Source organism: Brevundimonas sp. BH3 (genome assembly GCF_045345115.1).
Taxonomy (GTDB): domain Bacteria; phylum Pseudomonadota; class Alphaproteobacteria; order Caulobacterales; family Caulobacteraceae; genus Brevundimonas.
Map to the genome: position 1 here is coordinate 1,799,670 of NZ_CP150796.1, position 12,880 is coordinate 1,812,549.

The window sequence follows — 12,880 nt, forward strand, 5'->3', positions numbered from 1 at the left end:
ATCCTGAACAGGGTCGGCCATTTTAGTTTCTAGCCCCTACCTACATGGCCGTCTTGAAATTTGGACGCCGCCGATCTAGAACAAAACATAAACATGAGGGAGGACGTTATGATTTCAGGTGGCTGCCACTGCGGCGCAATCCGTTACGAGATGGATACGGATGTCCAGCACCATACCCTTTGCCATTGTACCGACTGCCGCAAAGCGTCCGGTGCACCCGCCGCGTCATGGGCACTGGTTCGTAACGACCAGATCCAGATAACCGGCACACCCAAATCCTATGCCTCGTCAGAGGGGGCACAGCGTATGTTCTGTGGCGATTGCGGGACCAGCCTGTTCTACGTCAACGAAACAATCTTCCCGAACATGATCGATGTTCAATCCGCCACGCTGGACAATCCGGCAGCCATCCCGTTGCAGGCCCAGATCCAGACCGCAGAGCGCATCGACTGGATGAAAAACCTTGATGCGCTGCCCGCGTTCAACCGCTATCCGGGCATAGAATAGGTTTAGGGACTAACGCCGATAGCAACGGATGATGATCCGCTCGCGCTCGCCTTCATTGCGTTCTACCAGAAGGCGGGCGACCTGACTGTCGTCATGGAACAGATAGCCCTTGATGGAATCCAGTAGCGCCTTGGCCAGATTGTCGAGGTCCATCCACGGCGGATCGCCGACATGCTCCATCACAATCTCGACGACATGGTCGCCCCATTGCGGGCGCGACTGCCATTCCTTGCGCATGAACTCATAGACCAGCGGCTTGTAATATTTGGCCTGTGTGGTCAGTCCGTCGATGACGATTTCAACCACTTCACCGACTTCGCGCGCACGCACTTTACCGGTGCCAACCCAACCCTGAACCACGCGAACTTGCCTTTCCTGCCGTCAGTTCCCTTGCCCTGACCGTCGCAAGTGCTACACCCCCAACCAACTTCCCGCCACGTCTGAGAGTTCGTTATGAGCAACGTCCGCACCGAAACCGATACCTTTGGCCCGATCGAAGTGGCCGCCGACCGCTATTGGGGTGCCCAAGCCCAGCGTTCGCTTGGCAACTTCAAGATTGGCTGGGAAAAGCAGCCTCTGCCGGTTGTCCGCGCTCTGGGTATCGTCAAGCGCGCCGCTGCCGAGACCAACCGCGATCTGGGCAAGCTGGATGCCAAACTGGCCGACGCTATCATTCAGGCCGCCAATGAAGTGATCGAAGGCAAGCTGAACGACCACTTCCCGCTGGTCGTATGGCAAACCGGTTCGGGCACCCAGTCGAACATGAACGCCAACGAGGTCATCTCGAACCGCGCAATTGAAATTCTGGGCGGTGAAATGGGCTCCAAGAAGCCGGTTCACCCGAACGACCACGTGAACATGAGCCAGTCGTCGAACGACACCTATCCGACGGCCATGCACGTTGCCTGCGCCGAACAGGTGGTCAACGACCTGATCCCGGCCCTGAAGCACCTGCACGCCGCTCTGGACGCCAAGGCCAAGGCCTGGGCGCACATCATCAAGATCGGCCGCACCCACACGCAGGACGCCACACCGCTGACGCTGGGCCAAGAGTTCGGCGGCTATGCACACCAAGTAGCCATGGGCATTGAGCGCATCGAGCAGACCCTGCCGCGCCTAATGGAACTGGCGCAGGGCGGCACTGCCGTCGGCACCGGCCTGAACGCCCCGATCGGTTTCGCCGAGAAGGTTGCCGAGAACATCGCCAAGATCACCGGCCTGAGCTTCACCACCGCCCCGAACAAGTTCGAGGCACTGGCGGCCCACGACGCCATGGTCTTCTCGCACGGTGCGATCAACACGGTTGCCGCTTCGCTGTTCAAGATCGCCAACGACATCCGCTTCCTCGGTTCGGGTCCGCGCGCGGGTCTGGGCGAGCTGTCGCTGCCGGAAAACGAGCCGGGTTCGTCGATCATGCCGGGCAAGGTCAACCCGACCCAGTGTGAAGCCCTGACGCAGGTTTGCGCTCAGGTGTTCGGCAACAATGCCGCCCTGTCGTTCGCCGGTTCGCAAGGCCATTTCGAGCTGAACGTCTATAATCCAGTCATGGCCTACAACTTCCTGCAATCGGTCCGTCTGGTTGCCGATGCGGCCATCAGCTTCACCGACAACTGCGTCGTCGGCATCGAGCCGCGCGAAGACAACATCAAGCACGGCCTCGAAAACTCGCTGATGCTGGTCACCGCCCTGAACGCCAAGCTGGGCTATGACACCTGCGCCAAGATCGCCAAGACCGCACACAAGAACGGTACCACCCTGCGTGAAGAAGCTGTTGGTGGCGGTTATCTGACGAACGAAGAGTTCGACCAGTATGTCCGTCCGGAAAACATGATCTCGCCGTCGTAAGACGCCGTCATCATTCCAGACTGAAAAGCCCCGCCTAAGATATCCGGCGGGGCTTTTTCATAGCTCGCGCATATTGCCGATCAGCGATAGGTTAGAGCCGACAGTGTAATTTCCGAGGTCGCTCCATGTCGCTGATCCTTCACCATGCCCCGCAATCCCGTTCCACCCGTATGCTGTGGTTGCTGGAAGAACTAGGGGCCGACTACACGATCAACTATGTCGATATCCGTCGCCAGAGTGGTGAAGGCGGCAATGATCCGTCCAATCCGCATCCGCTCAAGCAAGCTCCCGCCATCGAGATTGATGGTCAGGTGCTGATTGAATCGGTGCTGATCTTCCTGTTCCTGACAGACCGTTATCGCGTCGCAGGTATGGCCCCGACGCCGACACACCCCAGACGGGCCGAATACGTCTCATGGCTGGGCCTCTATAACGGGGTGCTCGAATCCGTGCTGACGTCCGGCCCGCGCGAAAATTGGACGCCGGTTCAACAATATGCCTATGCCGAACTGGACCGTCGCTGGCGCGAGGCGATCAAGGATGGCGGCTTTATTCTCGGGCAATTCTCAGCGCTCGATATTTTGTTCGGAAGCCTGCTGCAATGGTTCCGTGCCGCTATGCCGGCAGGCGAACCGTATGACAGCTATGTACGCCGCATTTCGGAACGCCCTGCCCTGCAACGCGCCATGCAGAAAGACAGCGCGCCTACCTGACCCATCAGGCCTTGGCATTAATGGTACGACCGACCGGTGCCAGTGACAGCTTGGCAAGCTCCAGATTTTTCAGCCCGAACGGAATGCCGATGATGCTGATAAACTGGGGCACAGCCACCAGTATGTGGCCAATGGCAATATACCATCCAGCAAGAACCAGCCAGATGATGTTCATGCCCACGCCAAGGCATCCCGTCCCGATTACCGAGGCGTCTGGTTCACGCCAGACAACTTCACGGCCGAAGGGCCAGAACGAATAGGACGCAATACGCCAAGCCGAGAATGCCCACGGCGCCCCCACCACGGTCAGCAACAGCAGAAACCCGCCAACCAGCCAGGTCAATCCGGTCAGAAAACCTCCTGTAAAAAACCACAAAAAGTTCAGGATCAATCGGATCAATGGCAAGTTGTCATTCCTTCATCATGGGGGCGTCTATAGAGTTAGGTATCGACCTTCATTTGCGCGAGTCCTGTTTCCAAGCCGGAACAGATAGCCCTCAGCAGCACTTGGCATTACATTCAGCCTATACCCCCTTTCACCGGTCCAAAATCATGCACCCGATCTTGCGTCCTTTTGCAGTCGCCGCGCTTGCTCTAAGCGTTGCCGCCTGCGGTACACTGGACCGTCCCGATGGTCCGCTGCGTCTATACGGGCCTGATAGCGTGGTCTCGGCGGCCATGGCCCGCACAAGCATTGAATCTCAGGTGACCGATTTCAATGCCGATTTCAGCTATCTGTTATCTCGTGAAAGTCCTCCGCGCCTGTTGGCCCTGTCAGGTGGCGGTGCCAATGGTGCGTATGGCGCAGGCCTGATCTATGGCTGGAGTGAAGCAGGCACACGTCCCAGTTTCGACATTGTCACCGGCATTTCAACAGGCGCTCTGGCGGCACCTTTCGCATTTCTTGGTCCCGAATGGGACGAGGAATTGCGCGAAGCCTATACAGGCAAGCAAACCGAGAGCCTGATAGGTTTGCGTAGCTTTGCCGCCATATTCAATCCCAGCCTGTTTTCGTCCAAACAACTGGAACGGTTGGTCGATTCCTATGTCACGTTCGAGCTGTTACGGGCCATCGCGCACGAACACGCCAATGGGCGCCGCCTTCTGGTCGCGACCACCAATCTGGATACCCAGCAAAGCGTGATCTGGGACATTGGCGTCATCGCCACCCGCGGTGACGAAGATGCACGCCAATTGTTCAAGAAAATTCTTGTAGCTTCGGCCTCTATTCCGGGTGTGTTCCCGCCTGTGCTCTTGCCCGGCCTATCGCCGGAGGGCCAGCCTATTGCCGAAATGCACGTCGATGGCGGCGTCAACCTTCCCTATCTGGCCATTCCCGAAGAACTTATGCTGTGGACCTCGTCTCGCGCCCGTCCGGGCCGCGGGGCCATCTATATCATAGTCAACGGCCAGACAGGACGAAACACTGGCACCACGCCTGGCCGCCTGACAGGGATTTTGGGGCGCACTTATGACAGTATGAGCAAGGCTTCGCTGCGCACCCATCTGGCGGTTACTTCCGGCTTTGCCAGCCGCAACGGGCTTGAAATGTCTTTTACGGCCATTCCCGACAATGTTCAGGCCTCGGCCCTGTCATTCGATCAGGTCTCGATGACAGCCCTGTTCGAAGTGGGGCGCCAACGCGGGCGGGACGGGTCAGCATGGCGTCGTATGGACAAGATTGATCCGGCAGCAGGGCTGATTGGCGAAGACAAAATCGACGAAGCAGACATCCCTGAGCCACTATTACTCAAGCCTGTCATTCCTCCCTCACAGACGCCAGTAACACCACCCAGCCCGACCGAAACGCCTTACACGCCTCAGCCCTGATCCCGGCCCTATCTATGGCAGAAGTCATCAATCTCAACCGTGCCCGCAAACAGGCCGCCAAACAGGCCGGACGCAAGCAGGCCGAGGCCAACCGCCTGACCTTTGGCCGCACCAAGTTGGAGCGCCAGCAAAGCCAGAAGAATGAAGCCGCCCGCGTGTCCCGCTTGGAAGGACACAAGCGCGACAGCGCAGAAAAGAATGACGGTGAGGTTTAAGCCGCCGACTTCCTCGGCGCGCGGCTCATAAAGATCTGACCGGCCAACACCAGAACAAGCCCCGCAAAGGCCGGAAGCCCGAAACGGGCGCCTTCGAACACGATGGATACCAGCATGGCAATCGGCGGGGTCAGGGCCGAAATATAGCTGGCCAACGCATAGCCGTAATTGCGGGCCAGCGTGAAATACAGGCCGAACGTCAGAACCGACCCGATCACGGCGAGATAAAGCAGCGATCCGACATAGGCGACGCTCCAGTCCACATGCCAGCTAATGCCGGTGGCCAGCGCATACAGTGTCAAAAATGCCGTGCCATATCCCATGGCCCACGCCGTCGCCGGAAGCACTTGCGCCCCTGCCTGTTGACCGCGCCATGCGAACCAGTTGCCCATGGCCGAAGCCAGTACCGCCACAAAGGCAAACACCACACCGGTAACCGCGTGATCCCCCAGACCCGCACCCGTGATTTCGCCCGCCGATAGCACCGCCACACCGACTACGCCCAGAATGGCCCCGATCCATGCCCCTGCCGATGCTTTCTGGCGCGATAACAAACGGAACAGGATCAGGTTCACAAAGGCCAGAGCGGCAAACATGATCGCCACCACCGCCGAGGCGATCTTCTCTTCGGCCGCATAGACAAAATAATAGGACACGGCGAACGCAAACAGCCCCTGCCCCGCCGCTGCCAGATGCTGTGCGCGGGTCAATGACAGCGTGTTCTTCATAAGCTTGGCCACAGCCGCCAGACCCAGAGCCGCCAAACCAAAGCGCAGGATCACCGAGATCGCCGCATGGGTTTCACCCAGTTGGAAAGTAATAGCGTACCAGGTCGTTCCCCACACCAGCGCACAGACGGCAACGCTGCCATAGGCCTTCATATCCACACTCGAAGGCTGTTCCACCCCGACGCTCCCCGCTTTAAGTCCCTATACAGGGTGTCCTTACGGCGCTTTCGTGTAAGAAACTGCATTAATTTTCGGCACCATGAGACAAGCTGTGCGTTTGCGCCTTGCTCTCTCTTTCTTCACACACGAGGCATCAAAATGCGCCTGCACATCCCCCTTGCCTTGGGAACCATGGCCGCCACAGTTGTTCTGGCATCTTGCACCACCATGCCCATGCCCGAGAACAATATGCGTACTGTTGATGTGACTGCATCCTATCGCGAACGGATCATGCTCACCCCCGGTCACAAGCTGACGGTTACACTAGCAGATGTCAGCCTTGCCGACGCGCCGTCACGCGAACTGGATCGCGAAGACATCATGCTTGATGGCCGAGCCCCTCCCTATCAGGTCCAACTGAAGGTTCCGGCCAGCCAGATTGACCAGCGCCACGAATATGCTGTTCGTGCCGAAATCCGCGACCCTGCCGGCAATCTGAAATTCACCACCGATACTCGCCATAGCGTGCTGACCCGTGGCGCACCGGATAGCGCCAACATCATCATGATCGGCGTGCGTTAATCCTTTGAGCAGTCTGGTCAAACGCTCGGTTCTTCTGTCCGGTCATGCCACCTCTGTCGCCTTGGAGCCAGAGTTCTGGACGGTGCTGGACGGTATCGGTGAGGGTTTGAGCCTGACCCGTGCCGAGCTCTTGATCCGTATTGATGCATGGCGTGGTCGCCGTCCGCTGGCCTCGGCCTGTCGGGTTCTGGCCCTTCAATGGGCCGGCGGCGACAACAGCTTTGCCGAGTTTGAACCCTCGGCCTGATCCTTTAGGCGTAGAGTACCGGAAACGGGCCTGACTTTATGCCGTGTTCCGCTTATGTTTCCGTCCGAATCCGCTGCCCGATCCTGCGACCTGAGTGATCTGTTTCGTGACCGAACAAAACGCCCCCCGTATTTCCGACCTTGCCCGCGCCGATAATGGTCGCGTTCAGACAGCGGACTATCTGTCCGGTCTCAACCCCGAACAACGCGAAGCGGTCGAAACCACCGAGGGGCCGGTTCTGGTTCTGGCCGGTGCCGGAACGGGCAAGACCCGCGTTTTGACCACTCGACTGGCGCACATTCTCGCCACAGGCCGTGCCCGTCCGTGGGAAATGCTGGTCGTCACCTTTACCAACAAGGCCGCGCGCGAAATGCGCGAGCGCATTAGCCATCTGATCGGCGATCAGGCGGAAGGGTTGCGCTGGCTGGGCACGTTCCACTCGGTCGCCGCCCAGATTTTGCGCCGCCATGCGGAACTGGTGGGGCTGCAATCCTCCTTCACAATCCTCGACACCGACGATCAGGAACGGCTGCTGAAACAGCTTCTGGAAGCGGCCAATGTCGATACCAAGAAGCACACGCCCAAATCGCTGGCTGCCGCGATCGACCAGTGGAAGAACCGTGGCTGGACGCCCGAAAAACTGCCGCCCAGCGAGGATTTTGCCGAAGGTCGCGGCAAGGCGCTCTATACCGCCTACCAAAACCGTCTGCGCACACTGAATGCCTGCGACTTTGGCGACCTGTTGCTGCACAATCTGACCATCCTCAGCCAGAATGCCGATCTGGCGGACGAGTATCGCCGTCGCTTTAAGTATATTCTGGTGGACGAATATCAGGACACCAACGTCGCCCAGTACCTGTGGCTGCGCCTGCTCACCTCCTCCACCGGCAATGTCTGCTGCGTGGGTGACGACGACCAGTCCATCTATGGCTGGCGCGGGGCCGAGGTGGACAACATCCTGCGCTTCGAGCGCGATTTCCCCGGGGCTAAAGTCATCCGTCTGGAGCAGAACTATCGCTCGACGGCGCATATTCTGGGGGCTGCCGGTGCCCTGATCGCCGCCAATAAAGAACGGCTGGGCAAGCAGCTCTGGACCGAGGACGACAGCGGCGACAAGGTTCGCGTGCGCGGCTTCTGGGACGGTGATGCTGAGGCTCGCATGATCGCCGAAGAGGTCGAGGACGCCTATCGTCGCGGCATTCCTTATAAGGACATTGCCGTTCTGGTGCGTGCCTCGTTCCAGATGCGCGCCTTCGAAGAACGCTTCGTCATGCTGGCCATCCCCTATAAGGTGATCGGCGGCCCGCGCTTCTTCGAACGTGCCGAAATCCGCGATGCCCACGCCTATTTGCGTCTGTTGCAGTCGGAAAATGACGATCTGGCGTTTGAACGCATCGTCAATGTGCCCAAGCGCGGTGTGGGCGACACCTCTGTGTCGAAAATCCTGCACATTGGGCGCGAAAATGGCGTCTCCGCCATGCAGGTGGTGCGTCACCTCATGACGACGGACGAACTTCCGGGCCGCACCCGCACGCCGCTAACCAATTTTGTCCGCGATCTCGACCGCTGGCGTGACCTGCTCAAGATGGGCACGCCGCACTGGCAGGTCATGGAAACCGTTCTGGACGAGAGCGGCTATACGGACATGCAAAAGGCCGACAAGACCAGCGGCCAGACGCGCCTCGACAACCTCAAGGAACTGGTGCAATCCATGCAGCAGTTCGACACGCTGCAGTCCTATCTGGAACACGTCTCGCTGGTCATGGACCTTGAGCGCAATGCCGAGGAAGAAAGCAGCGCAGGCTCGGTCCAGATCATGACCCTGCACGGGGCCAAGGGTCTGGAATTCCCGCTGGTCTTCTTGCCCGGTTGGGAGGAAGGCGTCTTCCCTAGCCAGCGCAGTATCGACGAAAAGGGTATCAAGGGCCTCGAGGAAGAGCGCCGCCTGGCTTATGTCGGTGTCACCCGCGCCAAGCGCGACGCCCGTATCAGCTTTGCCGCCAATCGCATGGTCTATGGCCGTTGGACGACACAGTTGCCCAGCCGCTTTGTCGATGAACTGCCCATCGAACACGTCGAGCCACAATCTGATACCGGCTATTACAACTCTGGGTCCAGTCCGCGCCCGCAAAGTCGTTGGGATGACAAGCCCTTCAGCCAGTCCAGCCACGACACCCCCGGCTGGAAGCGTGCGCAACAGGCCAGCACCAACAAGGCCATCTATGGTGATACCGGCTTCGGGGCCAATCTGCATGGCGGCAATGCCAGCGCCCGCAGCACCTATCAACCTGCCCGCAAGGCCGTTATCGAAGGCAGGGCTCGCATTATTCCCCCCGCGCCCAAACCCTCGGGCGACTGGTCACGCGGCGACCGCGTCTTCCATCAGAAGTTCGGCTATGGCCTTGTCACCGCCATCGAAGGCAACAAGTTGGTGGTCGACTTCGAAAAGGCCGGCGAGAAAAAGGTCATCGACAGCTTCGTCGAAAAATCCTGAGCCGCACCTTTTGTTTAACCCTGTTCGATAAGCCTAGTCCTCGTGACCTATGCTGCCATCGCACAGACTGACGCTCCAACGCGCCCTGTCGCTGTTCCCCTGTGGGAGCAGTGGTGTGCGGGCTATGTGCTGATGATGCTGACGGGGGCGCTGATCGGGCCGATACTGGCCCCCGATCAGGGCGAGAACCCGATCCTGCGTCTGTTCTGGTTGCCGAGCTATGCGGTTACGGCGGGATTGTGCCTGTTGCGATGGCGCGATCTGGTGCGGGTGTGGCCAGCCATTGTTCTGGTCGGCCTGATGGCGCTGCTGGCCTTTGCCTCGCGCTATTGGTCGATTGATCCTGCCACCACCCAGCGCCGTTTCATCGCACTGGCGGTCAATAGCGGCTTTGCCCTTTATCTGGGGGCCAGATATCGCGGCGTCGCCCTACCTCGTCTTTTGGCCATGGTCTGTTTGTGGATGGGGGCGTTGTCGGTCATCTTTGTCTTTGCCCTGCCCCATATCGGCATTCACCACGGCGTTAATGACGGCCTATGGCGCGGTATCTGGTACGAAAAGAACCAGATGGGTCTGGTCATGGTGGCCGGAGGCATCAGCGCCGCCGCGTGGCTTGTGGCCGAACCGACTAAACGCAAATGGGCCATGGCGGTATTGGCACTTTGCACGCTGCTGGTACTGGCCACCGCCTCCAAGACGTCTCTGGTCTGTCTGGTACTGGGTGTAGGCATTGTGTTTGCCATTGCCGTTATTCGCACAGGCGGCCCTGTTCTAGTGATCCTCAGCCTATGGCTTGGCGTCGTGTTGACCGCGCTGGGTTGGTGGGTCTGGACACAAGAATCCGCTTTCCTGCTGGGTTTGATCGGCAAAGATCCCACCCTGACCGGCCGTACTGAAATCTGGGATGCCGTACTGGAAGCCTCGAACCAACGCCCGCTGTTGGGTTACGGATATAATGCCTTTTGGGGCAAGGATTCCGTTCCAGCCAACTGGATACGGTTCAACACAGCATGGGAAGTGCCATCGGCCCACCATGGCTGGCTGGATGTATTGCTGGAAATGGGCTGGGTCGGTGCCATTGGCTGTGCCCTCGTTGTCGGCACTGCCGTTATCGCGCATCTGTGCCGCATCAACGGGTATGGTAGAGCCGAAGGGTGGTGGTCTTTGGCCTATCTGGCCGTGTTCATTCTGCTCAGCCTGTCCGAGAGCGTGGTAATGACCGCCCAGAATCTGCCGTGGATATTATGCGTCGCGGCCCTCGCAAGAGCCTGTGATCGCGCTATAGTCGTTCATGCACCGTTCTCGTCGGCTGTCCCCAAGGGGATGAGCCACCCACGCTTGCACACATCGCCCGCAGGGCATACCTGACCAAGTTCCGAATCGCCGCAGACTGACCTGATGGACGACCTTTTTTCAGCCTTGAACGACCCCGAACCCGCAAAACCGCAAAACACGGCGGAACCGTTAAAGGCCTCAACGCCTGCTGCGGTCAAACCCGTTGTCGCGCCTCCTACGCCCGTTGTTGCACCTGCCTCTGCGGGCGCTTCAGGTATTGCAGCCGCGACCGGATATTCGGCCGAATCCATCGAGGTTCTGGAAGGTCTTGAGCCTGTTCGCAAACGCCCCGGCATGTATATCGGTGGCACCGATGAACGCGCCCTTCACCATCTGTTTGCCGAAGTCCTCGACAACGCGATGGATGAAGCCGTCGCCAAGCATGCCAAGCTGATTACGGTTGATCTGGACGCCGATGGCTTCCTGTCGGTGCGCGATGACGGTCGCGGTATTCCGGTCGATCCCCACCCCAAGCACCCCGGCAAGTCGGCACTAGAAGTCGTCATGACCGTGCTGCACTCGGGCGGCAAGTTCTCGGGCAAGGCCTATGAAACCTCGGGCGGTCTGCACGGCGTGGGTGTGTCGGTGGTCAACGCCCTGTCCACCAATCTGGATGTGACGGTCTGGCGTGACGGCTTTGAATGGCGTCAGTCCTTCAGCCGCGGCAAGGTACTTGGTCCGATCCAGCAGGTTGGACCTTCCAAGAAAAAGGGCACCCTGATCCGCTTCAAGCCGGATGAGGAAATCTTTGGGGCTGGTGCGGCGTTCAAGCCCGCGCGCCTGTTCCGCATGACTCGCGCCAAGGCCTATCTGTTCCGCGGCGTCGAAATCAAATGGACCTGTGCCCCGGAACGCATCACTGACGAAACGCCCGCACAGGCCACGCTCCATTTCCCGGGTGGTCTGGCAGATGCACTAGCCGAGCGCGTGGGCGAACTGGAAACCGTCACCCCCGTCTTTGCCGGTCGCGTCGAGCGCAAGGGCGAAGCGGGCGCGCTGGAATGGGCGGTCACATGGTCGCCGATCGGCTTTGGCGACGCCGACAGCTTTATCGCCTCCTATTGTAATACGGTGTCGACGCCCGATGGCGGCACCCATGAATCCGGCTTCCGCGCGGCGCTGGTCAAGGGCCTCAAGGCCTATGGCGAACTGACCAACGAGAAACGCGCCGCCCAGATCACTGCCGAAGACGTGATTGCCAATGCCGGTGCACTGATCTCGATCTTTATCCGCAATCCGGAGTTCCAGGGCCAGACAAAGGACCGTCTTTCTTCACCTGAAGGGGCGCGTCTGGCCGAGCAACTCCTGCGTGACCCGTTCGACCACTGGCTGACCGAAAGCCCGAAACAGGCGAACGCCTTGCTCGGCTTCGTCATTGACCGCGCCGAGGATCGCCTGCGCCGCCGCAAGGACAAGGAAGTGCAGCGCGCCGCCGCGACCCGCAAGCTGCGCCTGCCGGGCAAGCTTGCCGACTGCTCGCGTCAGGCCGCCGAAGGCACTGAATTGTTTATCGTCGAAGGTGACTCGGCTGGCGGTTCTGCGAAACAGGCCCGTGACCGCACCACCCAAGCCATCCTGCCCCTCCGCGGCAAGATTCTAAACGTGGCCTCGGCCACCGCTGACAAGCTGCGCGCCAACGTCGAACTAACCGACCTGATGTTGGCGCTCGGCGTTCAGGCAGGCACCCGTTTCAGTGTCGATGACCTGCGCTATGAGCGCGTTGTCATCATGACCGACGCCGACGTGGATGGTGCGCACATTGCCGCGCTGCTGATCACCTTCTTCTATCGCTCCATGCCGGACCTGATCCGTCAGGGTCGTTTGTTCATGGCCCTGCCGCCGCTTTACCGTATCTCGGCTGGCCCTCTGTCCGAATATGCCCGCGACGATGCCCACCGTGACGAGCTGATTGCCACAGTCTTCAAAGGCAAGAAGTTCGAGATCGGCCGCTTTAAAGGTCTGGGTGAAATGATGGCGTCTCAGTTGAAAGAGACGACCATGGATCCGAAGAAACGCACCCTCGCCCGCGTTTCGCTGCCTGAAAGCGAAGAGGAAATCGAGGATCTGGTCGAGCGTTTGATGGGCCGTAAGGCCGAGGCGCGATACCAGTTCATTCAGGAAAACGCTCAGTTCGCTCAAGACGCACTGGACGTGTAAAATCCAAAGAACCGTCCCTTTGTCACACACAGGGGCGGTTTTTTATTTGCGCTGCACAATTCTTGGCA

Annotated in this window: 13 protein-coding genes; 10 read left to right on the plus strand and 3 right to left on the minus strand. The window is 59.4% G+C overall.

The features are described from left to right. Positions 1-93: 93 nt before the first annotated feature. Positions 94-507 carry a GFA family protein gene (locus WEU32_RS08790; RefSeq protein ID WP_406851627.1) on the plus strand — a complete coding sequence of 138 codons (414 nt, stop codon included), beginning with the start codon at positions 94-96 and terminating at the stop codon, positions 505-507. Between the two features lie 9 nt (positions 508-516). Here WEU32_RS08790 and WEU32_RS08795 read toward each other — a convergent pair whose 3' ends face one another. Next, a complete protein-coding gene (locus tag WEU32_RS08795) occupies positions 517-867 on the minus strand; it encodes a RusA family crossover junction endodeoxyribonuclease (protein ID WP_167177272.1) in 351 nt (116 codons plus the stop codon). 93 nt (positions 868-960) lie between these two features. Here WEU32_RS08795 and fumC point away from each other — a divergent pair, with 93 nt between their 5' ends. Further along, the gene (fumC, locus tag WEU32_RS08800; RefSeq protein WP_406851628.1) at positions 961-2,352 is read left to right on the plus strand and encodes a class II fumarate hydratase; all 1,392 of its coding nucleotides are present in this window, start codon (positions 961-963) and stop codon (positions 2,350-2,352) included. 125 nt (positions 2,353-2,477) lie between these two features. After that, on the plus strand, positions 2,478-3,065 hold the full coding sequence (locus WEU32_RS08805; protein WP_406851629.1) for a glutathione S-transferase family protein: 588 nt from the start codon (positions 2,478-2,480) through the stop codon (positions 3,063-3,065). A gap of 4 nt (positions 3,066-3,069) precedes the next feature. Here the strand turns inward: WEU32_RS08805 and WEU32_RS08810 are convergent, their stop codons facing one another. Then, positions 3,070-3,465 carry a YccF domain-containing protein gene (locus tag WEU32_RS08810; RefSeq protein WP_406853424.1) on the minus strand — a complete coding sequence of 132 codons (396 nt, stop codon included), beginning with the start codon at positions 3,463-3,465 and terminating at the stop codon, positions 3,070-3,072. A gap of 164 nt (positions 3,466-3,629) precedes the next feature. Here WEU32_RS08810 and WEU32_RS08815 point away from each other — a divergent pair, with 164 nt between their 5' ends. Together WEU32_RS08815 and WEU32_RS08820 are read left to right on the plus strand one after the other, a co-directional pair. Then, positions 3,630-4,895: a patatin-like phospholipase family protein gene (locus WEU32_RS08815; RefSeq protein WP_312136898.1), complete on the plus strand. Its 1,266-nt coding sequence runs from the start codon at positions 3,630-3,632 to the stop codon at positions 4,893-4,895. 14 nt (positions 4,896-4,909) lie between these two features. After that, positions 4,910-5,110, plus strand: coding sequence for a DUF4169 family protein (locus WEU32_RS08820; protein WP_406851630.1), 201 nt, complete (start codon positions 4,910-4,912; stop codon positions 5,108-5,110). On the opposite strand, the gene WEU32_RS08825 is transcribed toward WEU32_RS08820, so the two are convergent. Next, on the minus strand, positions 5,107-6,015 hold the full coding sequence (locus WEU32_RS08825; RefSeq protein WP_406851631.1) for a DMT family transporter: 909 nt from the start codon (positions 6,013-6,015) through the stop codon (positions 5,107-5,109). The two genes, WEU32_RS08820 and WEU32_RS08825, sit on opposite strands and share 4 nt — an antisense overlap. A gap of 141 nt (positions 6,016-6,156) precedes the next feature. Between WEU32_RS08825 and WEU32_RS08830 the strand changes: the two genes are divergently transcribed. From WEU32_RS08830 to parE, 5 genes are all read left to right on the plus strand, one after another. Next, on the plus strand, positions 6,157-6,579 hold the full coding sequence (locus WEU32_RS08830; RefSeq protein ID WP_312136893.1) for a YbaY family lipoprotein: 423 nt from the start codon (positions 6,157-6,159) through the stop codon (positions 6,577-6,579). A 4-nt stretch (positions 6,580-6,583) separates the two neighbouring features. After that, positions 6,584-6,826 (plus strand): ribbon-helix-helix domain-containing protein, encoded by a 243-nt coding sequence (locus WEU32_RS08835; RefSeq protein WP_406851632.1) that lies wholly within the window; start codon positions 6,584-6,586, stop codon positions 6,824-6,826. Between the two features lie 106 nt (positions 6,827-6,932). Continuing rightward, positions 6,933-9,320 (plus strand): ATP-dependent helicase, encoded by a 2,388-nt coding sequence (locus WEU32_RS08840; protein WP_406851633.1) that lies wholly within the window; start codon positions 6,933-6,935, stop codon positions 9,318-9,320. Positions 9,321-9,362: 42 nt separating this feature from the next. Next, positions 9,363-10,688 (plus strand): O-antigen ligase family protein, encoded by a 1,326-nt coding sequence (locus tag WEU32_RS08845; RefSeq protein WP_406851634.1) that lies wholly within the window; start codon positions 9,363-9,365, stop codon positions 10,686-10,688. Positions 10,689-10,718: 30 nt separating this feature from the next. Beyond that, on the plus strand, positions 10,719-12,812 hold the full coding sequence (gene parE, locus WEU32_RS08850) for a DNA topoisomerase IV subunit B (RefSeq protein ID WP_406851635.1): 2,094 nt from the start codon (positions 10,719-10,721) through the stop codon (positions 12,810-12,812). Positions 12,813-12,880 lie beyond the last annotated feature (68 nt).

Coding starts and splice junctions, on each gene's coding strand:
- parE (WP_406851635.1), top strand. CDS start 10,719: ATGGACGACCTTTTTTCAGCCTTGAACGACCCCGAACCCGCAAAACCG.
- WEU32_RS08790 (WP_406851627.1), top strand. CDS start 94: ATGAGGGAGGACGTTATGATTTCAGGTGGCTGCCACTGCGGCGCAATC.
- WEU32_RS08830 (WP_312136893.1), top strand. CDS start 6,157: ATGCGCCTGCACATCCCCCTTGCCTTGGGAACCATGGCCGCCACAGTT.
- WEU32_RS08820 (WP_406851630.1), top strand. CDS start 4,910: ATGGCAGAAGTCATCAATCTCAACCGTGCCCGCAAACAGGCCGCCAAA.
- fumC (WP_406851628.1), top strand. CDS start 961: ATGAGCAACGTCCGCACCGAAACCGATACCTTTGGCCCGATCGAAGTG.
- WEU32_RS08805 (WP_406851629.1), top strand. CDS start 2,478: ATGTCGCTGATCCTTCACCATGCCCCGCAATCCCGTTCCACCCGTATG.